The sequence below is a fragment of the Aromatoleum evansii genome (genome assembly GCF_045689615.1).
In the GTDB taxonomy this organism is placed as follows: domain Bacteria; phylum Pseudomonadota; class Gammaproteobacteria; order Burkholderiales; family Rhodocyclaceae; genus Aromatoleum; species Aromatoleum evansii.
The window spans coordinates 1,756,022-1,780,960 of sequence record NZ_CP141259.1 but is presented as its reverse complement, the minus strand read 5'-3'; the positions used below and the strand labels follow the sequence as shown (position 1 = coordinate 1,780,960).

Sequence of the window (24,939 nt, the reverse complement as noted above, 5' to 3'; positions counted from 1 at the left end):
TTAGCTGACATTCAGGGCCGGAGGGCCTTGAACAGCAACGTAGCGATACGGCCAATTCCTGCTGCCGACCTTTTGCTTTCGTTCGCCTATCGAGATAGCGTCTGTTTAGCACGCGAGCGACCTCATTCCGGCAACCGCTTGTCCGAACAGCGGGCAGCGCGGCCCGCGCAGATCACAAGTTGTCGTAGCTAATGCCCAGATCGAGGAAAACGAGTTTCAGGTCCTCGTTTGTCAGCGGCCAGATATCCTTGAGCTCGGCTGGCTTCGAAACAGCCAAGAGATACGTGAACAGGATAACGGGCTGCCTGAATAGATGGTGCGTATCGAAGCGGGATCGGATGCGCTCCGAGATGTAACCCTTAGACAAAATGAGGCTGTCGATCCGCCCGGTCAGATCGGCCGGCATTTGCTCGGCAAACGCATCCAGAACCACCGCGTTCGACTTCTCCGTCTCTGGACGTATGCCGACGTGGCGCACATAGGCTCGGCTCAGCGCATCAATCGCATCTCGGACCGGCTTCGAGGCGGATTGAAGATCACGCATCACCAGTTCGAAGAAGTCATCTGCCGCCTCGATCAGCGCCATGCTTTTTGCAACGGTTCGCGTGATTTCCGGGGAGGCGGCCTTCTTCGGCTTGTAGATCGTATCGTGTGTCAGCTCACTATGCGCGTGTTGCAACAGCGTGCGAATTTGCAGTTCGCAAGCGGTGCCTTTCGGAACCGTCACCGCCCCAAGTGTTATGTCTCGCGCCGCCCGCACCACGTAGTGCAGGGACTGGTAAGCAAATTCCAACGGGCGCGCTCGGCGCTCCTCCTCGTAATCGCGATCCTTGGACCCTTCCCAATCTTGGTCGCCCAGAATAGCCTGCTCGACGAGCCGTATGTGGCTCGATAGAAGCACTACAAAGCGCATCCCCGCTTTGTCAGTAATTTCAGCGTATGGATCGCCATACCTCTTATCGCGGAAGAGCGCCTTATCAACGAGCGATTTCGCATCCTTCAAGCGTGGCTGAACCGGCAGTTTCAGGAACTCGCCGATCTTTCCGGGCGGCTCTTGCTGCGCAAGAAGCTCGGTTAAGCGCGCTACCAAGCGATCGCGGACGTAGTCGCTCCACGCCTCATATATCGGCCGCTCCGCTTCCCAGAGAGTGCGAATCTCGCTCTCGGTCATTCTTGCTTCCTGATTCGGTCCTTGACGGTAATTCGGGTCCATGTCGGCACTACGCCGTGCCCGTCAGCCTCGCCCTCAATAGCCTCCATTCGGATCATGCTTTCAAATTTGTGGGCGGGCACAATCAGCTTGATGTCGTCCGAGAAGCTTACCTTCCGATAACGCAGGGCAGTTGTGACGTCTGATAGGTCCTTGTGGATAGCCGTTGCAGGAAACTCCTTCTGCGCCATGAACTGCTCGTAGGCATCTCGCAATGCCGGATCGTCCAAGTAGGTTTGGGCAAATACGGACGTTTGAACCGTGGGGCTCTGATCGACTTTCAGGTAGGTCACTAACGCGTTGTGCAAGTCGATCTTCTGTTCCTCCGGAAGGTCGATGCCCTGAATGAAGTCCTTCGTGTAATCGTGAAACTCGCGCGTTCGCCTCGCGCTAGTCTCGGGGAATGCGCAGCCGAGGAATCCCTCATAGAAATACTGTGCCGCGCTCAACTTGTTGGACGCACTGATCTGGTCGTCGTAGATGAACGCGCGCCATCCGTTCTGCAACTCGGCCGCCCCCGGATCGCTCTCCACGAAAATCCCGATCTTGTAGAGTTTCGTTTGCGGTGTAAGCAGCAGGTTGGTAAGGAATTGCAGTGAAATTGAACCGTTCGCGTCCTGCCGCCGCGTGAAGCCACTGTGTGTCTCCGCCTTAATGAAGCCGACAATGCGCTTTGACGGATGGCCTGCACTTCCGGTAAAGACGACCAGAATGCCGCCTGGAAGCCCACGCCGACCTTGTGCCGAGGTCAGCTTGTTGGCCGCAGCGGAAGAATTCGAGACAAACAGGGCGTCATCCAAATCGACCAGTTGGTCAGCTAGCGCGCATGCGCTCGTTGCACCGGTCTCAATGATCGCCATTTCCAGCGCCCGAGAGGCGCGCCCCATGGCATCCATGATGCGGCTGCAAAAGGCGTCGATACCTTGTGGATTAAGCGTCACCAGGCTTGTGCCATAAACCGGCGGCACAATGTTCCGCTCGTTGTCCCGCTCGAATACCTCGTGGGTGATGATGCGCGTGATGCCAAGGTTCTCGAAGATCATATGAGCGCTTTTATTGTAAGAAGGCGCATTATGACTTGCGGATTGCGTCAACGCATAATACGCGTGCTACTGGCTTACTGCACGAGTGCGGGAAGGCTCTGCGACCGATAACGTTGCATCTGGTTGCGACTCAGCCGCGACGTCCTGACCGTTCGAAGCGGTTCAGCACGCCCTAACGCGCGAGCGGTTTAGTCCCAGGCCGACTTGTGTGAATTGGCCTTCCGACAGGTTCCGGAGTACGGCAGTCGGCCGGCTGCCAGTCAAAGCCCTGCGGTAGGCTCGACCGACGGAGCCTATTTCGGGTCGATGAGTCCGAGGCCCTCGTTCCTGACGTTTCCCACGGCTTTGCCGACTGGATGCAGCGCAAGAACATCATCCGCACAGGGCGAGAGTCGCGCCTGCAGCGTGACAAGATCACCTTTGGGGTCCAGCCACACCGCATACGTATCCGGCGCGAGAATCACCGGCATGCGTACGTGCAGCGGCTTCATGAGCGTATTCGCATCGGTGGTCAGGATGGTGTGTGGTGTCGATCCGGGCGCCGTCGTCCGGCCGATGCCAGTGCTCCCACAAGCCGGCCAGCCCCAAAAGCTGCTCATCGGTCGCATGGATGTAGTACGGATCCCTGCCGCCATCGACCGCCTTCCACTCGTAGAACCCATTGACCGGCACGATGCAACGGCGCTTCCGGTAGGCCGCCCCAAAAGAGGGTTTGTCGGCCACGGTCTCCGCACCGGCGTTGAAGAGCCGGTTGCCGATGGCTTCATCCTTTGCCCACGAGGGCACCAGCCCCCAGCGCAGCAGATGCACGACGCGCTCACCGTCTGATCGCTGCCGGATGACCGGCAGCCACTGCGACGGTGCGGCGTTGTAGCGGGCTTCGAATTCGAGCTCATCGACCTTGGCGTCGAACTGCTCCCGGATTCGGGAGACCGGGCCGTAGAGCGCATAACGACCGCACATGGGTGAGCCCTCCGGCAAGTGCTTGATCGCCATCCTGATCCCGGCCAAGCGATACGACAAGCCCGAGGACGTGCGACGCGTGGTGGTTTGCAGTCGACTGAAGGCTGAATAAATTTACAGCACTAAAAAGGAACTGCCATGACCACCACCCACCACACCTGTCCGCACTGTCACAGCCCGATCGCACTCGACCGCTTCGAGTACGCGACCGACGGCGAGCATTTCTTCCGTATTTGTCCCGAGTGCGACCACACCTTGTTGATGGTCGATGGCGAGGGCTGGCCGGTGCGCGTCGAGCCTGTTGGAATCGACGCGAGGGGGTCTGCGGCCGCGCCCCTTGCCCGGAACTCGGTCGAGGCGTGAAGGGTGCGACGTGCTGGTGATGCCCGCCGACCTGTTGCGCGCTCCGCTCGACGCGCCGGACATCGCCAGCACGTCGCAGGCAGCGAACTTCGGACAACCACCAATGCGGTGTGCAACAGCGCTCGGTCAGTGCTCCTCACGACAAAGCTTGCGGCGCAGTCCCGTCGGCGGTGCCAGGGGTGCGCGATGCGAGAGGAAGGTGATGCCAGGACGAGGGCCCCCGCCCCCGCCCTGGCTACGTCAGGCCGCCAACCTCTTGGCCAGCGCCACCTCGATGCTGTCGCCGGACTGGTTGAGGACGTCGAGGCCCGTCTCCGGCATGTCACCCGACGTGGATTGCGCCACGGCAATCTTCTGGGCCATGAGTGCGAGGCAGTCCATTTGCGCCGAATCCGCGTATCCGAAGAAGTGCACGGCCACGTCGTTGCGCTGCCCGATGCGCCATGACCGACGCGAGGCCTGCTGCAGGGTGTAACAGTTGTAGCCCGACTGCATGTAGGCGATGGTCGGAAAATCGAGCAGATCCAGCCCGGTTTTCACGAGTTCCGGGTTCGTGAGGAGCACGTCGATGCCGCGTTCGACCTGGTCGGCCACCCAGTCCTCGCGCCGCGCCGCCTCGACGCTCGCGCGCAGCACGGCCACCTTGAAACCGGCGCGCTCCAGTTGGACCCGCAGACGACTCGTGGTGTCTCGGGTTCCGGTGTAGATCGAGTAGGCAAGCACCTTCCGGCCCCTGCCCTTTTCCTGCCGGCAAAGTTCGATTAGCGCCGCTTCCTTCGGGCTGACGTCCTCATCGCCGAAGATCGCCCGCTGATACGCAAGCTGGGCGCCAGTGCGAGGATGCCTGACGAGCTCGTCGCGGAAGCAGCAGTCAGGCCACGCCAGCAGCACCTGGAGTACGACCCCGAGCAGCGTCGCGTCGCCGCAGCGCAGTGCCTGGCGCAACTCGGCCGTCAGGACGGCCGCGAGCTTCGCGTAACCCTCGCGCTGGGTCTCCGTCATCACCACCGCTTCGAACACCTCGCGATACGGCGGCAGCACGTCGCCGCCGATGTCCTTGAGCTTCAGAAAGACCGTGCAGGGCAGCACGTAGCGCATGATGCCCTTCGGGCCGAAGCCGGGGGCTTTGGCCGTTCGATGGCTGATCGTCTTGCCCTTCGCGGTCCGATGGGAGCGGCTTTCCACCTCACGGTAGATGTCCTTCACGACACCGTGGTCGCGCATGAAGGCCATTGCTGCCGGGCCCAGGCTGCGACGCACGTTCGGGCGGTAGCCGTCGTCGATCATCGCCCTCGGATGGAGACGCCAGAGGAGGTAGAACAGGTCCTCGGCGTAGCCCCCCATCAGGGTACCGGTCAGCAGGAGTGTCTTGCTGCACTTGGCGGTCAGGACGCCCATGGCTTGTCCCTGTGCGCTTCCGGCGTTCTTGTACTCGTGCCCCTCGTCGACCACCAGCAAGCCGAAGTAGCCTTGGGGCAAATACCGTTTGATGAATTCCGTCGCCTGGTAGTCGCCCTGGCCGAAGCCGATCTCAAGGGCGGCCATGGCGCGCTCCATGCGTGCGGCCTGGCGGTCGGAGAAGACGAGTTCGCCCTCCTCGTCCATCAGGTTGATGAACTCGTGCACGTTGTCCGCCAGCATGGCGCCGAGCAGCTCCTCGCCGAATTGTTGGACCAGGTTCTCGGCGGTTTTCGTGCCGATGGTCGGCAGCTGCTGCAACGCGTCAACGACGAGTTCGCGGTGCGAGCGCTGCGGTTTGCCCTTGCGCGTCAAGGTCCACAGCCGCCCGCTGCAATGCGGGCAAGCGGTTCGATTCTCGTCGAGCACCACCTTGGCCCGCGCCGCTGACATCGGCAGCTCGGCGTCGTTGGCCTTGTCCGTCAGCCATTGCCCGCAGTCCGGACAAATGGCGTAGGCGGCGACGTGGCGCGCGCCGAGCTCGTCCCGATACACCGTTCTACGTATGTTGAACGCTGGCCGCCAATGAAAGCCCATGCGCATCCGCACTCGCCCGAGCACGAAAAACTCCGGCACGACGGGTGCGGTGCGCATCGCGCGCAGGGTGAGTAGCTTCTGCAGCGTGTCCGGCCCATTGAGGATCCAGACGCGAGCATCCGGCACCGTCAGCTGGATCTCCCGGCGCCACTTGTACACGAGGTGCGGCGGGGACAGTACCAGGGTGCGACGCAAACCCGCCTCGTGCATCACGACGGACGCTGCGATCGCCATCATGGTCTTGCCGGTTCCCATCTCGGCGTTGAGGATCGCCGCGGGGGCGCCGGCGTCGAGTAGCAGGCGCGTCACCGCCTGGACGGCATTGCGTTGCGCTGGAAAGGGCTTGCGGGCCAGCCGGTCCATCAGCACGTCGCGCCGCGGATCCGCCGCGCCGTCGTAGACGGGCGGATTCTGGCGTCGAACGGCGTCCAGCAAGCTGGCACCGAAGTCGTCGACGAACTCGGCCAGCGACAGCTGGGCAGGCTCCGGAAGGACAAGGGCCGGCGCGAAGTCAGGATGTGCGAGATGCATGAAGGTCTCCTTCAGAAGGCGGAGACCGAACCCAATGCGGGGTAGGTGTCCCCGCATGGGTTTGAGATGAAAGAAAGGGGCGACAGCCGACAGGCACCGTATTCGCCGGTGAGTTTGTCGCTCAGTACTCGTCGGGCAGCAGCAAGGTCGTGACGCTGCGGTCCGCTTCGGTGATGATCCACACAGTATTGGCGCCGTAGCCCGCGCTTGGCCGAGCCGGATCGATCGGATATGCAGCAAAGATGCGGCAGTCACCCAATCGAACGGCCTCGTCGTTCTGCTCGGGTTCGGAGCTCACCCCCCAATCGCCCCGCACGTAGGCGCCAAGACAACGGTCGACGAGGTTCGGATGACGTTCGAGGAGCAGTTCGACCCCTGCCGTCATGACCACGCGACCGAGTTGGAACAAGGGTTTGACTGAAGCCTGTGCGCGCGGCAAGGCTTCTGCGATCGCCCGGATTCGTTCCGCCGCGTCGGCGGCCAGGTCGTCCGCCTCGAGCGTCAACAGACCCTGCTTGACGGCCATTGAAACGATGTCCTGGAAGCGATCCTCCAGCGTGACGCGGACGCCCCCGACTTTGCCGAGCGGGGGGAACCTGAAGCGGCTCAGTGGCATGCAGAGCCGATCGCCCAACCCGTCGAGTAGCGGATCCTGCCAGTGGTCGAGGAGCGGCAGCGGGCTGAGGTCCTGGATCAGGACCCATAGTTGGGAGCGCGGCACTTCGTGCTCGTCGCTCACCAGCCAGGCGGTTGCCCCAGGTCGGTCGGGCCGAATCAGAACCGGGTCGTAAAGCCAGGTGTGAGTCAGGCTTCCAAACAGGTTCCGGTCAGGGAACCGGCCCGTGAACTTCTGTAGGCGCTCGGGCTCCGGGACGAAGACCGTGTGTCGTGCTCCATCCTCGGTCAGGTTGAAGCTCGCCTGCCCCGCCTGGAGCAGGCCGCCCTGATCCCGACGCACCGAGAATGCCGACATGAACTGCAGCACGGCGGTGTCGCGTCCATACAGGGAGAGCAGCAACAGCTCGCCGTCTTCGCCGCGGACGCAGGCATCCGCGTACAGATCGGAGAAACCCTCGATCGACAACATGATGGGTTCCGCCTCAATCGCCCGTGGCGACCGGATTTCGACGTTTTCCATGACAGAGCTCCTCGTGAGATGGGGAGATGCCGCCCCCATCGGGGAAGCGGATCTTCCCGATGGGGTGGATGAATGGACGAAGGCCCCGGGCCCCGAAGGGCCGTCGCTGTTTCAGGGGCTGACAGCGCGCGGCGCCAACTCGATCGAGTCGCCGGCAATTTCATGCGGTCGCTTTCTCCATTGCCTCGCTTTCTTCACGGCCACATCGAGACAGTGAAGAAAGCCCCCGCACCGACTGGCGCGGGGGAAGACGGCTCCTTGGATTGGGTTCTCAATGCATGTGGACGGTCAGTCGAGGCGCCGCCGAGCACGCAGGCAGCCACACCCGCCCGTTGTAACTCACGTAGGCGATCTGCTGGCCGAAGCCGTCGAGGACTTGTCCGCCCGCCCAATTACCGCCACCGACGTTGTGCTCGTCGATGAAGCGGCACACGGCGCGACTCGCGTCGCCGAGCGTCGCGACCGGCACCAGTCGATTCCGGACGCCGAGCAGTGGTTGTGCGGGATCCTGACCCAGGTCCGGGTTACCGGCCGTCATCAGGGCGACGCGAAGCGGTTGAAGCTGAGCGAGCTCGTACTCGTCCGCCACGCGATCGAAGTTTCGCGATCTGTGCATGATTCGCTCCTGAATGTCCCGTCGGCCGCCCCACCCGGCGGGTGTGCGACCCGGCGGGTGATGATGATGACAAAGGACTTGCGGCGGCACGGCCGCCGCAGGAGAAGCTACGGATCGCTGATGCGCCGGACCGGTAGCAAGAGCAATTCGCCTTGCGCCAGCGCCGATATCAGCACCTTGTCGCTGGGCACACGTACCGACCGCGCGATCGCATCGAAGAACGGCGACTGATCGGTGAGATGGTCGGACAGGAGGCGCGCCAGGTCGCTCAGCACGCGGTGGACGGCCCCACCGGCAGCGGCGGAATCACGCGTGTCCTGCAGCCGCTCCGCAACGTGCGTGAGAAGCGCGGCGCCCAACGGAAATCTGGCCTCCGGCCAGTCGATGCCGCCGTCGCGCCCGATCGGGATCTCCATCTGGTCGGCGCCCGCCTCGGGGAGCAGTACGCACAGGCGATTCAGGGTGCTCGCCAGCGCGTGGTTGAAGTTGGCCCGAACCACTCGGAGGGTCGACCAGAACGTCTCGGACTCGTCGGGCGCCTGGCACACCAGCGGCCAGACCACCTCCGTCCGCGCAAGAGGGCCCGGGTGGCACAGCAATGTAGTCTGAAGATACTCGAGGCACCCCGCTCGCCACTCGGGATCCGTCATCGAGCGTTTGCGGCCGGCGCTCGATGGCACGGGCACATCACGGCGTCGCACGAGCACCCACATATCGATTTCCTGCTGCATCGTGTTCTCCCAAGAATGATAGATGGCTGGAAGACAACACCAAGGTGAGCTCGCCTCGGAGAGCGAACCCCTTCGGGTTGCGACGGTGGAGGTCAAAGCGCCGGCGCCGAGGGCCGGCAAGGCGAGGCGGAGCGGTTCTCCACCAGACCAAAGTGCAGCGCGTCTGCCCTGCCCTATTGGATCGTGACGACAGACCCGAACCCGGGCCCTGGCGTGAAGTCGATCCCGCGTATCACGGGTACGAACCGATCGGTGAGAATGACGGTTTCACTGACGGACCCGTCCGAACTTTCCGCAAGCTCGACGGAGCGGACCTTGTCCTTGTACGTGTCGCCCTTAATCAACAGGGTGCGACCGCTGCCCGAGCTCACGATGCCGTGAGCCTGACCCGCGGCCAGCGCCAGCGCCAAATGCCACCGCCCCATTTCGGTCAAGGGCGGGCGGTGCGCGCCCTTCTTACCACCGAAGTGGATCCGGAACTGCGGCCAGAGCGTATGGGGGTGCAGTCGCGCCACCTCGGCCGCAAGCTGTGCGGCGTCGATGCGGACCGCGTGGAAGTGACCCTCCCCACCTGCAATCTCCGGCACGGCATACGGCTCGGCGGTCCAGCACTCGGGCAGCACCTGGTCGAGTGCCTCGCCCTTGCCGGCGGCGATGAGCGCCGACACGGTGCGCGGTTCAGGCCGGTCCGAGCGGCGCCGAACGCCGAACACCACGCACTGCTTGAACTGCTGCTCCGGCGACATATGGAAGCGAAGCCGATCGAAGTTGCGGGCGAGCAGCCCTGCGAACTCCGCGTCGAGCACGTAGTAGGGCACGATGAGAACGAGGACGCCCCCGTACGCGAGGCTTTGAAAGGTCCGCCGGAAGAAGATCTTCTCGAGCCGGTCCGGTCCTTTGTCGCCGGTCTGCGCCCGATCCGCCACCGCGTCGCCATAGGGCGGATTGAGGAACAAGAGCCCCATCGATCTGGGCCCGACGACGACGTCCTGGATGTCGGCGTGAATCGCGAGGTCCAGGACGGTCTTTGCATGCCAAGCCCGCTCGGCATCGAACTCGATGCCGAATGTCTGAACAGCGGCACCGCATTCCGCCAGCGCCTCGCTGACTCGGTGGAGTGCGGCACCTTCTCCGCAGCACGGATCCAGGATCCGCAGCTCGTTGCCCGCCACATCGAGGGCGGCAACGATCCGCTCGAGCGTCGCCTGGTCAGTCGGGAAGTAGCCATTCTTGATGAAATTGCGCGCGAGGCGCGGGAATATCAGGGCCATGGAATCTTCTCCTCGGAGAGAACATGCGGGGGACGCAGACCCTCCACGGGTCGATCGCGACCCGCAGGTGGTGGTGGACGATGTCCCGGAGCGATAGGCTCGGTCCTGTTGCAGGGACTGACAGGCTGATGCATCAGGCAACGCCGCCGGCCGATCGCCTGACAGCGCAAACGGTCTCCCATCGTCGGTCTGCCCCGTGCAGGCCGACGATGGGAACCCGCTGGTTCCGCTTGGACGAGCTTTGAACGATGCCTTCGTCACACCCGCGGGCCCAGGCGCATTGCCCTGGAAGCCCGTGGCTCGGGTGCGAGGCACCCCGGTGGAAGGCGTGGGTGCCGATGAAAGGGCGCGCGGGGCAAAACCGCCGACGCAAATGCCGCAACACATCGGGCGTGCTGCTGCCCAGTTGTTCATGGCCCCTCGCGGGCTTTCCGAAACGCACTCGTCCCGTGACGCAGTGAGCTCGATTCGGAAAGCCCGCGGACGGGCTGGCGGCCGACGTCGGCCGCGGGGATTGTTCTAGGATGCGTCCGCCTTCGCGGCGACGTAGGCCTGATACCGGTCGGATTCCTCCGGATACCAAACCTGCTCTTCCGGCACAAAGCCGTATTGGAGTCCGGCCTTCAGGCGGTTGCGCTGTTCCCGAAAGCGCCGGCGATCATCGAGGGTCGGATCGAGCCTCACCGGTTGGCGCGCCGCGACCAGCGTGTGGAGTTCATCACCGAAAAGCGCGAGGTCGGGTGATTCATCCTGCCCCGTGGTTGACGACGCCGGCGGCGCCCCATCCCCCTGCCCGCATTCGGTCGAGGCCGCATTGCTTGCCTCCAGCTCGCGATGCCCAACACTTGGATCACCGGTGTGGGCCAAGACCTCGTCAGCGGGGTCGGGTTCGATTGGCGCTTCCGGCAAGCTCCTTTCGGTGCCGCTATCAACGTGCAGATCGACGAGTCGGGCGCGGATCTCCAGCACGAGCCGGCCGTTGCTGGCGTAGGACCAGGGGAAGATGCGCTGGATGATATAGCGCCCCGCGTAGCTCCCTTCTTCGAACTGATCGAGGATCGGGTCCTTGACGCGAAACTCGCCGATGTCGGTCAGCAGGTCGCCGACACAGAACGGCCCATTGGCCCCCTTGATACGCTTGATGTTCAGGGTCCCTTCGACGGTAATGCTCACGATCGCGATCTCCGAATGTGACATCGGAGGCCTGCCCACCCGAAGGGGACGAGCGCCCCGATGGGTGGTTGAGAATCGGACACCGAATGGGTCACCCCCTCGGCGCGTGCGACAGAAGGGGGCCACCAACGTGATCGGTGGCCCCGGCTTTGAAACATGCACCGGGTTTCCGGACCGGTACCGGATCGAAGCGGACAGGCAAAGCCCTACCGACGGACCCCGGGCCTGACGGCCGTCCCAGTTTCAGGGGCTGACTGGGCGCACGACGCACGTTTTTGCCGAAACGTGCAAAACGGCTGGAAAAACAACGAAAGCTTCTTTCTTCAGACCGTGGCCTGGAGAAAGAGCCCTTCTTGATGAAGGGCTCCGGGGTTGAAGCGGCTGACCGGGTGATCACCCGCTGGTGCCGTTGCGTTCCTGATGAATGCTTTCGGCCGACTCCTGCACAGCCATGGTCTTCGGGCGCTCGAAGACCGTTTCACCGTCCACTTTGACGTGCGTCAGCAAGAGCAGACGGCCCTTGATGATGACTCTCGGTTCCTTACCGGGCTCACCGGTCTCGGAATCCTTGACGTCCGCGTAGTAAAGATGTGGGTAGATGTCGCCCACGCGGAATGACACGAAGACCTTGCGGTCCTGCTGCACATCCGGCTTGAAGCGTTCAACGAGCTCAGTGCACTCGGCGCCGACCACTCGCAGGTCGAAGTACGTGTACGCGGGTTCGGTGACGGACCCATGAACAGCATTGATCGCGCATGCAAGAAAAGGCTCGCCTCGACGACCGCCGCCGCGCGGTTTCACCCACCGGACCCGGCCCAAATAGCCGCATCCCTTGGTATGCAGATCGAAATGCTCCTTCTCGGGAGCGGAGTTGGAAGCAACTTGCTTGGATTCGGTCATGACGGTCTCCAAACGAAAAAAATCGGGAGACCACATCCCATGACCGGGAAGAGGATCTTCCCGATCGGGTGGGTGACACAAACGGAACCCCAGACCTGACGGTCGTTCCGGTTACAGGGGCTGACCGGACGCAGGACAACGGCCAAATAGCCGATTGCTGACAGCGATTCTACGCCACGAGCACGTCCCGTCAACGGGGGCAACACCACCGAACCGATGGCAGCGTGCCACTGCAAGTGTGCACACCCGCCGTATTGCGCTCTGACAGCGGCGCAGTGATGCGATCGCACCTTCAGCCTGAGCAAGACGCCTGTCAAACCGCCTTGCATTTAGCCGTTTGATCAGCGATAGTCCCGCGGACGGGGATCATCTCTTCCGTCCGACGGCGCCCCTTCGCGGCCAGCTTCCGATTGGACACGACTCACCTCGGAACGTGTCCTGGACGCGCAGTGCCCCGATCGACGCTGTTCAGTCCGGCAACGCCGAACCGCCCGGACGCCGCGTGCTTGCCTCGCCTGTCCCTTCGGCCACACGACCTCTCGCCTTTGCGGCGGCATGCTGATGCGCCGCATTTGACGCTGCCCTTGCACGTTTGACGCCTCCAGACAGGGGGCTGGCGCCCCTTCCATCACGGGAAGGTCCAACGCGCCGATTGCTCTCCCCGATGGAACTCCCCTGCTCGAGAAACTGCACACAACTTGGCGCCCTCCGCGCCGTGATGACATGACATTCCCCTGACATGGAGGTGAGGGATATGAACGTCGTACACATCAACACCCATCCATCCCGCCTGCGGCCGGGCGAGCTGGCGATCCACCGCGAGCACGGATGGGTCGAGATCCTCGAACGCACCGGAGCACTGCTGCGCATACGCTGGATCGACTGCTCACCGGTCGCGCGCGAGGACCTCGCCCCCGACGAGATCGACGGTGAAGTCCTCACCGCGTGGGAAGACTGGGTCGGGTGCGAAAGCCTAAGGCCGATGCCGAGACCGTCACTGGGCGGCGAATCGGCGGCTCGAATACCCCTTGATCTGGCGGCCCGACGAAGGCCACCGGCGGGCCAGCGACCTGAGACGTCCGCAAAATGGGGCCACCACGAGAATCAACAAGGCTGAATCGAGGATCGAGTGGAACCTTGATTCGTACCGTAGCCAATCGTACGTAACGTATCGTACAGGAGACGACGAGACATGCCCCGGGAAGCCAGCATCACCTACGAGCAGGTGGCGGCCATCGCCGATCGGATCAAAGCCGCCGGCGGCAAGCCCACCCCACGCCAAATCCGCGAGCGTCACGGCAGCGGCAGTCTGGGCACCATCCACAAGCTGTTCCAACGATGGGAAGGCAGCCAGCCCGCTTCGATCGAAACAGGCTCGACCCTCCCCCCAGCGCTGCAACGCGCGTTTCTCGATTTTGTGGCGCATGAACGGGCAACGGCGCGTGCCGACCTCGACGCCAAGCTATCCGACATTCAAGCGGCTGCCGACGAACTCGCGGCCGAGAGCGAGCGTCAGACCGAGCACATCCAGACGCTGGAAAACGCCCTGCAGGCGTCGCAGGAAGAGAAGGCGGCGCTCGCCGGAAAGATCGAGCAGATGGAGGCCGACCGCTCCGCCGTCCAGATTGAAGCAGCCCGTGAGCGTCTGGCGGCCGACACCACCCGCACCGAGTTGGCCAAGGCACAGGTTCGACTCGACACCATGCCCATCCTCGAAAGGGAGACCGAACGGCTACGCAGTGCAGTAGACGCGGAGCGCGCCGCCCGCAGCGATGCCGAACGTCTGGCCGCGATCGCCGAGGCGAAAGCCGCAGGCCTCGCCGAGCGCCTTGCGGATACCCAGGCGCGCCACACGCATGAAGTCGCGACGCTCGACAGTCAATTGCAGGATTACAAGCGGCGTGACGCGACCCTCGAGGCAGAGCTGTCGGCGGTGCGCAAGGAGTCCCGCGACCTAGCCGCTCGCCTGGCTCAGGCCCAAGGCGAGCTGGAAGCGCTACGCGCACAGAATGCCGGCCATCTGGACGTCATCAAAGGCTTCACCGCGCAGAGCGCCGTGACGGGCGCTTCGTAAAGGTCCATGTGGCCGACGCTGACGATGTCGTGCGCACGGGAACCACCCCTTTGCCGCCAACCGTCGACGGAAAGCCTGAGCCTGGCAATCGGCACATTGTGAAGCGGCCCCTTGACGAGCCGGCGTATGGCGCCTACGAATATATTCAACGTCCGGTCAGCCCCTGCAACCGGAACGACCTTCGGGTCCGGGGTCAGCTTCAAGGTTTCATGTCGATCTCGGTGGGAGACGCCTCGCCGAAATTGTTCGAAGGGGAGGCCGATGCTCTCCTACTTCCCCCGTCTTCTCGGCGGATGCGGCGCGGCAGGATCACGTCATTGGACCGGAGGCCGCTGAGTTTCCGAGCGTCGCGATCGATCATCGCGCAGGACCGTCGGACCGGCACGCGAATTCACGCCGTCTTGCTCGAGACACCGCATTCCGCGCGATCGAGGCCTCGCTCGCGGTGTCGCCGAGGAATTCGCAGCGCCGAAACGGCTCGACCTCGGCTCGCCTTGTTGTCACGCAGCAGGCCCCTTGGACATTCGCCAAAGGGCGAGATCGTTCAGCATCCCGTTCCAAACGGTGCCCTACTCCTTCGTCACCGCCGAGCTTTTCCTTCCCCGAGCGCCTCTCCTGCGGCCATATCAAGGCCCTTCGGGTGCCCACTTACATCAAGGATCGCACCAGGAACGTGGGCGACACCTCGGCAGCATCCAGTCGTGGGTATTTCGCCGGGAGTTGCCAAACGACGATCGGGCCGGTATTTTTGGGCTCGTCTCAAAGGCGCTACACCCCTCCTTGAGACGCGGCGGGGACGCCTCGCTCTCTCGCTTCACGCGACTCAATCGCTCATTTCCTTGCTCGTCACTCGGCGCTCCGCGCCGCTCTGACTTCGTCTCGTCCTGATTCCCCGCCTTGCGACCGCTGCAATCGCCGTCGGCCGGCCTTGGCATGCATCGACCATTCGGACAACGAACGCCAGCAAGGAGAAACAGATGAAACATGAATTCCAGACGGCGCGCGCCATGCGCCGAACCGGCGGCCGGATCGGTGCCGGTCAGGACCTTGGAGGAGACACAGCACTAGGCCAGGTAAGCATCGAGGATATCGCCCATGTCCTCGCGAGCACGTGCTGTTTCGCGGGCCGCGCGCGCACCTTCTATTCGATCGCGCAGCACGACTATCTGGCGAGCACCATCGTGCCGCCCGATGACGCCCTGGCGGCGCTCCTCCTCCACGCCGGAGACGCGCTCAGGAAACTGATCGCCGCGTGCCTCAATGCCGAGAGCCAGACGACCGCGGACATTCTGGCCGACTTCGGCGCCCCGCCCTGCCTGCCGCCATCGGTCAAATACACGGATCTCGTATTACGCGCCATCGCGCGGCGCGATCTCGACCCACTCCACGACGACGCATGGATCGGTACGACGCAGATCTCGCCCCTCGTTCGACCAATCCAACCTCTTGCGCCCATCGTTGCGAAGCACCTCTTCGTCGATCGCTACAACGAGCTCCGACCACAGGAGGACCGGAGAGCGTTCTCTACCGCGAACGGTGCATCGTGAAGCAGCATCCCTTCGATGTCGTTCCGGACACTGCGGGTGAGACTCGCCCCTTCCTGACGCCACGCGGTCTTACGGGCGCCGCCGACGGCTTCGCAAAGACCGCTCTGTGTATCGCCGGCCTGCGCGGGAAGATGGACTATGCCGACCAAGTCGATGCCTGGCGGTCTTCTCGTCAAGGCTACCAGCGCGTGACAAACACCGGAGGTAGCCCAATTAAGGGCCCCCCATACTCCGTCAAGCTGCCACGCGGTAAGACCGTGCTGGAAGACACGGTCGAGGCGAAGCGACTGCCAGCGCCAAAAGAGGCAAGACATGTTCCTCACTAAGGACGAACTCCACAACCTCACGGGCTACCAGAAGCCGTCGCTGCAAAAGCGTTGGCTCACGGATCGTGGCTGGCCCTACGAGGAGAATGCAGCTGGCGATCCAAAAGTCCTGCGCTCAATCGTCGAGAAGCGCATGGGCGGTTCAACTGGATCTGCCCATCGCAGACAAGGCCCCGATCTCGGAGCTATCCTGTGATGATGGGACGCCCGCGCAAGATTGATCTCAACCTGCCGCCCCGCATGTATCTCAAAGGGCGGTCGTATTGGTACGCTGCCAAGGGCGGCTGGATCAATCTTGGCCGTGACCTCTCGGTCGCGCGCACGAAGTGGGCGGAACTGGAGAACACGAACGCCCCCAAGGAAACGATGTCGGGCGTCATCGGGCGATACCTGCGCGAAGTCGTTCCAGAGAAGGCCGCGAGCACGCAGGCGGGGAACAAACTGGAAGCCGCCACCCTGACAAAGGTGTTCGGGCAGATGAAGCCCGCCGACCTCACGCCGGCCGACGTGTGGGACTTCATGCAGGTGCGCGGCCAGAAGTCGAAGGTTAGAGCCAATCGCGAACGCTCCCTGCTGCAGGACGTCATGCGGCACGCCATCATGTGGGGCCATTGCCGCGACAATCCGGTGCGCGAGGTGAAGCCGTTCAAGGAAATGCCGCGCACGCGCTACGTCACCGACGCGGAATTCGACGCTGTGAAGAAAGTCGCCCCTCCCCTCGTCGCGGCAATGATGGATCTCGCGCGCCTCACCGGACAGCGCCGCGGCGATCTCCTTGCGCTACGCCGCGATGCAATTACCGCAGAGGGCCTGCTGGTCAAGCAAGGCAAGACTGCACGAAGTCGCCCGGTGCAGATCTGCATCGCCTGGACGCCTGCACTTCGCGCTGCGGTCGATGCGCTGAAGGACCTCGAACGCCCCATTGCGAGCACCTGGCTCGTGACGAGCCGCGATGGATCACCGATGACGGTCGAGGGCTGGAAGACGGCGTGGCAGCGAACGATGGAAAAGGCCACCGCACCCGGACCGAACGGCGAGCCGCCGATCCTTGCTGAGCGGTTCCACTTCCACGACCTGCGCGCGAAGACAGTAACAGAACTGAAGGAAGCGGGCCGGGATGCGCGGACCCTTTCCGGCCATGCGTCCGACGCGATGGTCGAAAAAGTCTATGACCGCCGCCGAGTCAAGAAGGCAACGCCGCTGGAATAAATTGGCGGGGAGTTTTGAAAAAAGGCCGAAGTATTGAAAACGGCACCCCGAAGGGTGCCGTATCTCATTGATTTTGGGGCGACATACCGGGATCGAACCGGTGACACCTGGAGCCACAATCCAGTGCTCTACCGACTGAGCTAATGCCGCCACTTCTCCGACTGCAGGAAAATCCTACAATCAAAAAACCTGTACTTCTGGCCTGCCCGACAGGGATCGAACCTGTAACCCCCGGCTTAGAAGGCCGGTGCTCTATCCAATTGAGCTACGGGCAGTAAATCCATCCCGCGGGCATTTCGGGGTTAGCTGGTCGGGGTGGAGGGATTCGAACCCCCGACATCTTGCTCCCAAAGCAAGCGCGCTACCGGACTGCGCTACACCCCGAGAGCCGCGAATAATACACACTCATTCCCGATGCGTCAAATGCGAGTTGAAGAAAATTTCGTCTCCGCGGAAAAACGTCGAATCGGCCGGGGAACGGCGTCTTTTCTTGCCGGTTCGATCCGTTTCTGATATTAGTTCGCTTCTTTCAATTACCAACCGGAACTCGAAGTCATGCCGGACGATACACTGCAGAAACAGTTCCCGCCGTACGTCCCCGAAAAGGGCGAGGAATACATGAGCGAAAAGCAGCTGGCCCACTTCCGCAGCATGCTGGAATCGGTAAAACGGGAACTGGCTGGCGATATCGAGCGCACCGTTCACACGATGCAGGACGAAGCAACCGCATTCGCCGACCCGAACGATCGCGCGAGCCAGGAGTCCGACATTGCACTTGAACTGCGCAACCGCGACCGCGAGCGCAAACTGATCAAGAAGATCGACGAAGCCATCGGCCGCATCAATGCCGGCGAATACGGCTACTGCGACAGCTGTGGCGTTGAGATCGGCCTCAAGCGGCTGGAAGCACGCCCTACCGCGACGCTGTGCATCGACTGCAAGACGCTGGAAGAAATGCGCGAGCGCCAGGTCGCAAAGTAATCACTGCGCCTCCGCCGTGCCTCGCGCACGGACGGACACAGGATAAAAAAAGGACGCCGCGGCGTCCCTTTTGTTTGATCCTGCAGAATTACTCCGCGGACTGATCCAGCAGCGCCTTCATGCTCAGGCGGATCTTGCCGCGCTCGTCGGTTTCGAGAACCTTGACACGCACGGCCTGCCCTTCCTTGACGTAGTCGGCGACGTTGTTGACCCGCTCGTTCGCGATCTGCGACACGTGCAGCAGACCGTCACGCCCCGGCATGATGTTCACGATCGCGCCAAAATCGAGCAGACGGATGACCGTGCCGTTGTACACCTTGCCGACTTCGACCTCGGCCGTGATGGCGTCGATCTTTTCCTTGGCGAGCTGGGCACCCTCGGCGCTGACGGAAGAAATCGTCACGCTGCCGTCGTCCTCGATCTCGATCACGGTGCCGGTCTCTTCCTGCAGCGCACGGATCACCGCGCCGCCCTTGCCGATCACGTCGCGAATCTTCTCCGGATTGATCTTCAGCGTGATCATGCGCGGAGCAAACTCCGACACCTCGCCGCGATGCGAGGCGAGCGACTGCTTCATGATCCCCAGGATGTGCATGCGGCCTTCGCCCGCCTGCGCGAGGGCGACCTGCATGATTTCCTTGGTGATGCCCTGGATCTTGATGTCCATCTGCAGCGCCGTAACGCCATTCTCGGTACCTGCAACCTTGAAGTCCATGTCGCCGAGATGATCCTCGTCGCCGAGAATGTCGGTCAGGACGGCAAAACGATTGCCTTCCTTGATCAGGCCCATCGCGATACCGGCCACGTGCGCCCTCATCGGCACGCCGGCATCCATCAGTGCGAGCGAACCGCCGCACACCGACGCCATCGAGCTCGAGCCGTTCGACTCGGTGATCTCCGACACAACGCGCACGGTATAGCTGAAGTCTTCGGGTGCCGGCAGCGCCGCGACAAGCGCGCGCTTCGCCAAACGGCCATGGCCGACTTCGCGCCGCTTCGTCACGCCCATGCGGCCGGTTTCACCGGTCGAGAACGGCGGGAAGTTGTAGTGCAGCATGAAGCTCTCGCGGTACTCGCCGGCGATCGCGTCGATGATCTGCTCGTCACGTCCGGTACCCAGCGTCGCAATGACGAGGGCCTGGGTCTCGCCACGGGTAAACAGCGCCGAACCGTGGGTCCGCGGCAGCACGCCGACGCGGATGTCGATCGGGCGCACGGTGCGCGTGTCGCGGCCATCGATGCGCGGCTCGCCCGCGAGGATGCGGCTGCGGACGATGCTTGCCTCGAGCTCGTGGAAAATGTCCTTGAGTTCGTTGCCCGACGGCGCGACCTCGAGCTCGGCGGTGATCGTGGCGATCGCGTTCTTGCGGATCTCGTTAACACGCTCGGTACGAGCCTGCTTGCTCGTGATGCGGAAGGCTTCCTCGAGCTGGGCGCCCGCAAGTTCCTTGACGCGATTGATCAGCGCTTCGTTCTTGGCCGGCGGCTGCCAGTCCCACTCGGGCTTGCCGGCGATCTCGACGAGTTCGTTGATCGCGCGGATCGCTGCCTGCATCTGCTGGTGACCGAAGACCACGGAACCGAGCATCACTTCTTCGGAGAGCTCCTGCGCCTCGGATTCCACCATCAGCACGGCGGCTTCGGTACCGGCGACGACGAGGTTCAGCTTGCTGGTCTTGAGCTGCTCGACGGTCGGGTTGAGAATGTATTCACCCTCGGCATAACCCACGCGGCATGCGCCGATCGGGCCGTTGAACGGCACGCCGGAGATTGCCAGAGCGGCCGATGCGCCGATCATTGCCGGAATGTCCGGATCGATTTCCGGATTCAGCGACAGCACCGTGACGATAACCTGGACTTCGTTGTAGAAGCCATCCGGGAAGAGCGGACGGATCGGACGATCGATCAGGCGGCTGGTCAGCGTTTCCTTCTCGGTCGGACGGCCTTCGCGCTTGAAGAAGCCCCCCGGAATGCGGCCGGCCGCATAGAACTTCTCGACATAGTCGACGGTAAGAGGGAAGAAGTCCTGTCCGGGCTTGGCGTCCTTGGCCGCAACGACCGTGGCGAGGACCATGGTGTCGTCCATGTTCACGATGACGGCACCGCCCGCCTGACGAGCAATCTCGCCGGTCTCGATGGTGACGGTATGCGCGCCGTATGCGAATGTCTTTTTGATGGCGGTAGGCAAGTTGAATATCCTTTAGGTGAGTGTATGCAGCAGACTACAACTGCGAAGCTGTCCCGGTCACGCAACCCCGACAGCAAAAACAAAGCCGGTGCGACCCCGCGGGATCCGCACCGGCTTGTTCGCTTACCTTGTCTTTTGCGACGCTGTCAGACGCGACACGGTCGGCGAGTTACTTGCGCAGACCCAGGCGCTCGATGAGGGCGCGATAGCTGTCGGCGTTCTTGCCCTTCAGGTAGTCGAGCAGCTTGCGGCGCTGGCTGACCATTTTGAGCAGGCCGCGGCGCGAGTGGTGATCCTTCGCGTTGGCCTTGAAGTGGCCGGTGAGGCCGTTGATGCGGGCGGTGAGCAGAGCGACCTGCACTTCCGGCGAACCGGTGTCGCCTTTTGCGCGCTGGAAGTCGGTGACGATCTGCGCCTTGGATGCGGTATCGAGAGCCATGTGGGTGTTTACTCTTTTCGTATTCTGCCAATCAGAAGCGTGGGATTATACCCAACGCGCCATGAAAAACTCAATAATTATCAGGACTGCCGTGCTGTCGTACCGGTTGCAACGAGGCGTTTTGGCAACAGGCGGCAGTCATCGCCCAGTTCCCCCAGGCCAAGAAAGCGCCCGTCCCCGTACACCCTGACCAAACCGCGCTCATTGCCGTCACACGCGACCGCACGCCCCTGCAACAAACCCGCCGCCTGCTCCGCCGAGAGCGCGACAGCAGGCAAGTGCGACACCAGCGCGTCGGCCGGCGCGAGCAGGCGTTCCCGCTCGTCCGCCGGCGCCGCTTCGAGTTCGCCGAGCGTTACCGTACCGTCCCCTGCGGCGAAGGGGCCGATGCGGGTGCGCCGCAACGCCGAGAGATGCGCACCGCAACCAAGAGCCCGCCCGAGATCGATCGCAAGCGTCCGGATATAGGTGCCCTTGCTGCACGCGACGCGGATACGAAAGCTCTCCCTGCCGAACTCAAGCAGTTCCAGCGCATGAATCGTGACGCGACGCGGCGTGAGTTCGATTTCGATGCCGGCACGCGCGTACTCGTACAGCGGTTTCCCGTCGCGCTTGAGCGCCGAATACATCGGCGGTATCTGCTCGATCTCGCCCGCAAAGCGCATGAGCGCAGCACGGATGTCATCCTCGAAGACCGACACCGGAGCTTCACCGATCGAACGCCCTTCGGCGTCCCCGGTATCCGTCTCGATGCCGAGACGGACCGTTGCCTCGTATTCCTTGTCCGCGTCGAGGAGCATCTGCGAGAACTTCGTTGCCTCACCGAAGGTCAGCGGCAACAACCCCGTCGCCATCGGATCGAGCGTCCCGGTATGCCCGGCCTTTGCGGCATTGAGAAGACGGCGGGCCGTCTGCAGCGCCGCGTTCGACGTGATGCCAGACGGCTTGTCGAGCAGCAAGACGCCGTCCAGCACGCGGCGCTGGTGCCTGAATTGCTTCTGTGCTTTCAAGACCGCTCAGTTTTCCGGATCGTCCTTGTGGCGCGCATCATCCTCGCGCACCACCTCGTCGATCAGTTGCGACATGCGGCTTCCGCGCTCGACGGACGGGTCGTAGTGAAAATGCAACTCGGGCAGCGTGTGGATACGCACGCGCTTCCCGAGCTCCCTGCGCAGGAAGCCGCTGGCGCGGCGCAGACCGACGAGGATCTCATCGAGCCCCTCCTCGCCCCGCATCGAGGTGAAGAACACCTTCGCGTGGGCGTAGTCGGGCGTGATCTCGACGTCGGTGAGCGTGATGAATCCCACGCGGGGATCCTTCACTTCCAAGCGGATCAATTCGGCCAGTTCGCGGCGGACCTGCTCCGCCACGCGCTGGCTGCGGGAATACTCCTTGGGCATCTCTTAAAGCGTCCGGGCGATTTCCTGGATTTCGAACACTTCGAGCTGATCGCCTTCCTGGACATCGTTGTAGTTCTTCACCGACAGGCCGCACTCGAAGCCGAACTTGACTTCCTTGACGTCGTCCTTGAAGCGCTTGAGCGACTCGAGCTCGCCCGTATGAACGACCACGTTGTCGCGCAGCACGCGGATCTGCGCGCCACGCTTGACGAGACCCTCGAGCACGTAGCAACCGGCGACCGTACCGACCTTCGGCACGCGGAACACCTGACGGACCTCGACCATGCCGATGATGTTCTCGCGCCGCTCCGGCGACAGCAGGCCCGACAGCGCCGCCCTGACGTCATCCACGGCGTCGTAGATGATGTTGTAGTAGCGGATATCCACGCCGAAAGTCTCGGCGAGCTTGCGTGCACCGGCATCGGCGCGGGTATTGAAGCCGATGATGACCGCACCCGAAGCCTGCGCCAGGTTGACGTCCGACTCGGAAATCGCACCGACCGCGGAGTGGATCGCATTGACGCGGACCTCGTCCGTGGACAGCTTGTTGAGCGCCTGCACGAGGGCCTCCTGCGAACCCTGCACGTCCGCCTTGATGATCAGCGGCAGGGACTTCACCTCGCCCTCGGCCATCTGCTCGAACATGCTCTCGAGCTTGGCCGCCTGCTGCTTGGCCAGCTTGACCTCGCGGAACTTGCCCTGACGGAACAGTGCTATTTCGCGCGCCTTCTTCTCGTCGGCGAGAACGATCGCCTCGTCGCCGGCCGACGGGACATCGGAAAGACCGAGGACCTCGACCGGAATGGACGGACCCGCTTCGTCGATCGCCTTGCCGTTCTCGTCGAGCATCGCACGGATGCGGCCGAAGGTGGCGCCGACCAGCATGACGTCACCCTTGCGCAGGGTGCCGGACTGGACCAGCAACGACGCGACCGGACCACGCCCCTTGTCGAGGCGCGCCTCGATGATGAGGCCCTTGGCAGGCGTATCGACCGGAGCGGTCAGCTCCAGCACCTCGGCCTGCAGCAGGACGGATTCGAGCAGGCTGTCGATTCCGACACCGGTCTTGGCCGAGACGTTGATGAACATGACGTCGCCGCCGTATTCCTCGGGCACGACGCCTTCAGCGACCAGCTCCTGCTTGACCCGCTCGGGGTTGGCCTCGTGCTTGTCGATCTTGTTGACCGCCACGACGATGGGCACTTCCGCCGCCTTCGCATGGTGGATCGCCTCGCGCGTCTGGGGCATCACGCCGTCGTCGGCTGCGACCACGAGAATGACGATGTCGGTAGCCTTCGCGCCGCGGGCGCGCATCGCGGTGAATGCCTCGTGACCCGGGGTATCGAGGAAGGTGAGCATGCCGCGCGGCGTCTCGACGTGATACGCGCCGATGTGCTGCGTGATGCCGCCCGCCTCACCCGAGGCGACCTTGGCGCGCCGGATGTAGTCGAGCAGCGAGGTCTTGCCGTGGTCGACGTGGCCCATGACGGTCACGACTGGCGCACGCGATTCCACCTTGGCGTCGGCCTGGGCTTCGGTGTCCTCGAGGAAGGCATCCGGGTCGTCGAGCTTCGCGGCAAACGCCTTGTGCCCCATTTCCTCGACGAGGATCATTGCGGTTTCCTGATCGAGCACCTGGTTGATGGTGACCATCGAACCCATCTTCATCAGCGCCTTGATCACCTCGGCCGCCTTGACGGCCATCTTGTGAGCAAGATCGGCGACGGTGATGGTCTCGGGCACGTGGATCTCGCGCACCACCGGCTCGGTCGGCATCTGGAAGGCCTTGTGATCATCCTGCTGGCCCCGGCCGCGACCACCGCCACGGGCGCCACGCCACGAACCGGTCGTGGCGCCGACTTCACCGCGGGTCTTCAGGCCACGACGCTTGGCGCTGTCGCCGGCTTCGGCGGCACCGCCACGCACACCGCGCTTGGCGTCCTTGCCACCCGCCTTGTCATCGGTCTTGGCGGGACGATGAAGCGTACCGGACGGTGCCTTGGCGGCCTCGCGTGATTCCGGCTTGGCGGCCTCGGCACGTTTCTCGGCTTCGGCACGGACACGCGCCTCTTCTTCGGCGCGGCGGGCATCGGCGGCGGCACGTGCGGCCGCTTCGCGCTCCTGTTTGGCTTTCAGGTCGGCCATCTGGCGCGCACGCAGCTCCTCGTGTCTGCGCGCCTCGCGCTCGCGGGCGGCGCGCTCCTCATCGCTGAGGATGGAAACACGCGGACGCGGCACGGAGGTGGGCGCGACCGACACGTCATCGGCGGATTCCGCCACGGCTGGCTGCACGGACTCCTCGGCAGACTCCTCGGCGGACGCCTCGATGACAGGCTCCGGCTCCGGCTCCGGCTCGGGTTCAGGTTCGGGAGCGGACTCGACGACCGGCTCCGGCTCGACCTCGACGACGGGCGGGATTTCGACGGGAGGCGTCTCGGGGACGGCCTCGGCCACCGGCTCCAGCACCCCTTCAGCCTCGACCGCTGCCAGCGTTTCCTCGAGCGAGGACACGTCGCCGGCGCCGATCTCGCCACCGAGTTCGTCACGCTTGACGAATACGCGCTTCTTGCGCACCTCGACCTGAACGGTACGGGCACGACCCGACGAGTCGGTCGCGCGGATCTCGGACGTCTGCTTGCGGGTAAGCGTGATCTTGCCCTTGGGCTGGCTATCGCCGTGGGAACGACGCAGGTACTCGAGCAACCGCGCCTTGTCCTGCTCGGTCAGCAACTGGTCGGGGCTGGTCTTCTCAACACCGGCTTTCTGCAACTGCTCGAGCAGTACCGCTGCCGGCATTCTTAGTTCGCCGGCGAACTGGTTTACGCTCATTTGTTCCATCGA

23 protein-coding genes and 3 tRNA genes are annotated in these 24,939 nt (G+C 63.4%); 7 read left to right on the top strand and 19 right to left on the bottom strand.

Annotation, left to right across the window (positions count from 1 at the left end):
- Positions 1–172: 172 nt before the first annotated feature.
- The 4 genes from U5817_RS08145 to U5817_RS08130 form a co-directional block, all read right to left on the bottom strand.
- Positions 173–1,171, bottom strand: coding sequence for a GTP pyrophosphokinase family protein (locus tag U5817_RS08145; RefSeq protein WP_407280344.1), 999 nt, complete (start codon positions 1,169–1,171; stop codon positions 173–175).
- Positions 1,168–2,253: a nucleoid-associated protein gene (locus U5817_RS08140; RefSeq protein ID WP_407280342.1), complete on the bottom strand. Its 1,086-nt coding sequence runs from the start codon at positions 2,251–2,253 to the stop codon at positions 1,168–1,170. The genes U5817_RS08145 and U5817_RS08140 overlap by 4 nt, the downstream gene beginning before the upstream one ends.
- A gap of 293 nt (positions 2,254–2,546) precedes the next feature.
- Positions 2,547–2,723 carry an SOS response-associated peptidase family protein gene (locus U5817_RS08135; RefSeq protein ID WP_407280341.1) on the bottom strand — a complete coding sequence of 59 codons (177 nt, stop codon included), beginning with the start codon at positions 2,721–2,723 and terminating at the stop codon, positions 2,547–2,549.
- Positions 2,668–3,249 (bottom strand): SOS response-associated peptidase, encoded by a 582-nt coding sequence (locus U5817_RS08130; RefSeq protein WP_407280339.1) that lies wholly within the window; start codon positions 3,247–3,249, stop codon positions 2,668–2,670. The genes U5817_RS08135 and U5817_RS08130 overlap by 56 nt, the downstream gene beginning before the upstream one ends.
- 105 nt (positions 3,250–3,354) lie before the next feature.
- Here U5817_RS08130 and U5817_RS08125 point away from each other — a divergent pair, with 105 nt between their 5' ends.
- Positions 3,355–3,579 (top strand): hypothetical protein, encoded by a 225-nt coding sequence (locus tag U5817_RS08125; RefSeq protein WP_407280337.1) that lies wholly within the window; start codon positions 3,355–3,357, stop codon positions 3,577–3,579.
- A gap of 240 nt (positions 3,580–3,819) precedes the next feature.
- Here the strand turns inward: U5817_RS08125 and U5817_RS08120 are convergent, their stop codons facing one another.
- From U5817_RS08120 to U5817_RS08090, 7 genes are all read right to left on the bottom strand, one after another.
- Complete coding sequence (locus U5817_RS08120; RefSeq protein ID WP_407280336.1) at positions 3,820–6,105, bottom strand: SNF2-related protein; 2,286 nt, start codon at positions 6,103–6,105, stop codon at positions 3,820–3,822.
- 121 nt (positions 6,106–6,226) lie between these two features.
- Positions 6,227–7,243 (bottom strand): hypothetical protein, encoded by a 1,017-nt coding sequence (locus U5817_RS08115; protein ID WP_407280334.1) that lies wholly within the window; start codon positions 7,241–7,243, stop codon positions 6,227–6,229.
- Between the two features lie 271 nt (positions 7,244–7,514).
- The gene (locus U5817_RS08110) at positions 7,515–7,859 is read right to left on the bottom strand and encodes a hypothetical protein (RefSeq protein ID WP_407280333.1); all 345 of its coding nucleotides are present in this window, start codon (positions 7,857–7,859) and stop codon (positions 7,515–7,517) included.
- Positions 7,860–7,966: 107 nt separating this feature from the next.
- On the bottom strand, positions 7,967–8,590 hold the full coding sequence (locus tag U5817_RS08105) for a hypothetical protein (RefSeq protein ID WP_407280332.1): 624 nt from the start codon (positions 8,588–8,590) through the stop codon (positions 7,967–7,969).
- Between the two features lie 173 nt (positions 8,591–8,763).
- A complete protein-coding gene (locus U5817_RS08100; RefSeq protein ID WP_407280331.1) occupies positions 8,764–9,861 on the bottom strand; it encodes a DUF6094 domain-containing protein in 1,098 nt (365 codons plus the stop codon).
- Between the two features lie 519 nt (positions 9,862–10,380).
- The gene (locus tag U5817_RS08095; RefSeq protein ID WP_407280330.1) at positions 10,381–11,034 is read right to left on the bottom strand and encodes a DUF3275 family protein; all 654 of its coding nucleotides are present in this window, start codon (positions 11,032–11,034) and stop codon (positions 10,381–10,383) included.
- A gap of 393 nt (positions 11,035–11,427) precedes the next feature.
- Entirely contained in the window at positions 11,428–11,934 is a 507-nt protein-coding gene (locus tag U5817_RS08090) for a DUF3577 domain-containing protein (RefSeq protein ID WP_407280329.1), read from the bottom strand.
- 754 nt (positions 11,935–12,688) lie between these two features.
- On the opposite strand from U5817_RS08090, the gene U5817_RS08085 reads away from it, so the two are divergent.
- The 5 genes from U5817_RS08085 to U5817_RS08065 all read left to right on the top strand — a co-directional run bounded on the left by U5817_RS08085 (position 12,689) and on the right by U5817_RS08065 (position 17,090).
- Positions 12,689–13,051, top strand: coding sequence for a hypothetical protein (locus U5817_RS08085; protein WP_407280328.1), 363 nt, complete (start codon positions 12,689–12,691; stop codon positions 13,049–13,051).
- 75 nt (positions 13,052–13,126) lie between these two features.
- Positions 13,127–14,008, top strand: coding sequence for a DNA-binding protein (locus U5817_RS08080; RefSeq protein WP_407280327.1), 882 nt, complete (start codon positions 13,127–13,129; stop codon positions 14,006–14,008).
- 977 nt (positions 14,009–14,985) lie between these two features.
- Complete coding sequence (locus U5817_RS08075; protein ID WP_407280325.1) at positions 14,986–15,555, top strand: hypothetical protein; 570 nt, start codon at positions 14,986–14,988, stop codon at positions 15,553–15,555.
- A gap of 312 nt (positions 15,556–15,867) precedes the next feature.
- Positions 15,868–16,077 (top strand): DUF4224 domain-containing protein, encoded by a 210-nt coding sequence (locus U5817_RS08070; protein WP_407280323.1) that lies wholly within the window; start codon positions 15,868–15,870, stop codon positions 16,075–16,077.
- Complete coding sequence (locus U5817_RS08065) at positions 16,077–17,090, top strand: tyrosine-type recombinase/integrase (protein ID WP_407280321.1); 1,014 nt, start codon at positions 16,077–16,079, stop codon at positions 17,088–17,090. The genes U5817_RS08070 and U5817_RS08065 overlap by 1 nt, the downstream gene beginning before the upstream one ends.
- Before the next feature lie 74 nt (positions 17,091–17,164).
- On the opposite strand, the gene U5817_RS08060 is transcribed toward U5817_RS08065, so the two are convergent.
- The 3 genes from U5817_RS08060 to U5817_RS08050 form a co-directional block, all read right to left on the bottom strand.
- Positions 17,165–17,240 (bottom strand) — tRNA-His (locus tag U5817_RS08060).
- A gap of 48 nt (positions 17,241–17,288) precedes the next feature.
- Positions 17,289–17,365, bottom strand: a tRNA-Arg gene (locus tag U5817_RS08055).
- Positions 17,366–17,397: 32 nt separating this feature from the next.
- A tRNA-Pro gene (locus tag U5817_RS08050) sits at positions 17,398–17,474 on the bottom strand.
- A gap of 171 nt (positions 17,475–17,645) precedes the next feature.
- Between U5817_RS08050 and dksA the strand changes: the two genes are divergently transcribed.
- Complete coding sequence (gene dksA / locus U5817_RS08045) at positions 17,646–18,071, top strand: RNA polymerase-binding protein DksA (RefSeq protein ID WP_169125530.1); 426 nt, start codon at positions 17,646–17,648, stop codon at positions 18,069–18,071.
- Positions 18,072–18,159: 88 nt separating this feature from the next.
- Here the strand turns inward: dksA and pnp are convergent, their stop codons facing one another.
- From pnp to infB, 5 genes are all read right to left on the bottom strand, one after another.
- The gene (pnp, locus tag U5817_RS08040) at positions 18,160–20,259 is read right to left on the bottom strand and encodes a polyribonucleotide nucleotidyltransferase (RefSeq protein WP_407280318.1); all 2,100 of its coding nucleotides are present in this window, start codon (positions 20,257–20,259) and stop codon (positions 18,160–18,162) included.
- Between the two features lie 169 nt (positions 20,260–20,428).
- Entirely contained in the window at positions 20,429–20,698 is a 270-nt protein-coding gene (gene rpsO / locus U5817_RS08035; protein WP_169125532.1) for a 30S ribosomal protein S15, read from the bottom strand.
- An 80-nt stretch (positions 20,699–20,778) separates the two neighbouring features.
- Positions 20,779–21,708: a tRNA pseudouridine(55) synthase TruB gene (gene truB / locus U5817_RS08030; RefSeq protein ID WP_407280316.1), complete on the bottom strand. Its 930-nt coding sequence runs from the start codon at positions 21,706–21,708 to the stop codon at positions 20,779–20,781.
- A 6-nt stretch (positions 21,709–21,714) separates the two neighbouring features.
- Positions 21,715–22,098, bottom strand: coding sequence for a 30S ribosome-binding factor RbfA (gene rbfA / locus U5817_RS08025; protein ID WP_169125534.1), 384 nt, complete (start codon positions 22,096–22,098; stop codon positions 21,715–21,717).
- 3 nt (positions 22,099–22,101) lie between these two features.
- Positions 22,102–24,936 (bottom strand): translation initiation factor IF-2, encoded by a 2,835-nt coding sequence (infB, locus tag U5817_RS08020; protein ID WP_407280313.1) that lies wholly within the window; start codon positions 24,934–24,936, stop codon positions 22,102–22,104.
- Positions 24,937–24,939 lie beyond the last annotated feature (3 nt).

Bases quoted from the DNA above. Each gene is read 5' to 3' on its own strand.
- U5817_RS08145 (WP_407280344.1), bottom strand. From the start codon at position 1,171: ATGACCGAGAGCGAGATTCGCACTCTCTGGGAAGCGGAGCGGCCGATA.
- U5817_RS08140 (WP_407280342.1), bottom strand. From the start codon at position 2,253: ATGATCTTCGAGAACCTTGGCATCACGCGCATCATCACCCACGAGGTA.
- U5817_RS08135 (WP_407280341.1), bottom strand. From the start codon at position 2,723: ATGCCGGTGATTCTCGCGCCGGATACGTATGCGGTGTGGCTGGACCCC.
- U5817_RS08130 (WP_407280339.1), bottom strand. From the start codon at position 3,249: ATGGCGATCAAGCACTTGCCGGAGGGCTCACCCATGTGCGGTCGTTAT.
- U5817_RS08125 (WP_407280337.1), top strand. From the start codon at position 3,355: ATGACCACCACCCACCACACCTGTCCGCACTGTCACAGCCCGATCGCA.
- U5817_RS08120 (WP_407280336.1), bottom strand. From the start codon at position 6,105: ATGCATCTCGCACATCCTGACTTCGCGCCGGCCCTTGTCCTTCCGGAG.
- U5817_RS08115 (WP_407280334.1), bottom strand. From the start codon at position 7,243: ATGGAAAACGTCGAAATCCGGTCGCCACGGGCGATTGAGGCGGAACCC.
- U5817_RS08110 (WP_407280333.1), bottom strand. From the start codon at position 7,859: ATGCACAGATCGCGAAACTTCGATCGCGTGGCGGACGAGTACGAGCTC.
- U5817_RS08105 (WP_407280332.1), bottom strand. From the start codon at position 8,590: ATGCAGCAGGAAATCGATATGTGGGTGCTCGTGCGACGCCGTGATGTG.
- U5817_RS08100 (WP_407280331.1), bottom strand. From the start codon at position 9,861: ATGGCCCTGATATTCCCGCGCCTCGCGCGCAATTTCATCAAGAATGGC.
- U5817_RS08090 (WP_407280329.1), bottom strand. From the start codon at position 11,934: ATGACCGAATCCAAGCAAGTTGCTTCCAACTCCGCTCCCGAGAAGGAG.
- U5817_RS08085 (WP_407280328.1), top strand. From the start codon at position 12,689: ATGAACGTCGTACACATCAACACCCATCCATCCCGCCTGCGGCCGGGC.
- U5817_RS08080 (WP_407280327.1), top strand. From the start codon at position 13,127: ATGCCCCGGGAAGCCAGCATCACCTACGAGCAGGTGGCGGCCATCGCC.
- U5817_RS08075 (WP_407280325.1), top strand. From the start codon at position 14,986: ATGAAACATGAATTCCAGACGGCGCGCGCCATGCGCCGAACCGGCGGC.
- U5817_RS08070 (WP_407280323.1), top strand. From the start codon at position 15,868: ATGTTCCTCACTAAGGACGAACTCCACAACCTCACGGGCTACCAGAAG.
- U5817_RS08065 (WP_407280321.1), top strand. From the start codon at position 16,077: ATGATGGGACGCCCGCGCAAGATTGATCTCAACCTGCCGCCCCGCATG.
- dksA (WP_169125530.1), top strand. From the start codon at position 17,646: ATGCCGGACGATACACTGCAGAAACAGTTCCCGCCGTACGTCCCCGAA.
- rpsO (WP_169125532.1), bottom strand. From the start codon at position 20,698: ATGGCTCTCGATACCGCATCCAAGGCGCAGATCGTCACCGACTTCCAG.
- rbfA (WP_169125534.1), bottom strand. From the start codon at position 22,098: ATGCCCAAGGAGTATTCCCGCAGCCAGCGCGTGGCGGAGCAGGTCCGC.
- infB (WP_407280313.1), bottom strand. From the start codon at position 24,936: ATGGAACAAATGAGCGTAAACCAGTTCGCCGGCGAACTAAGAATGCCG.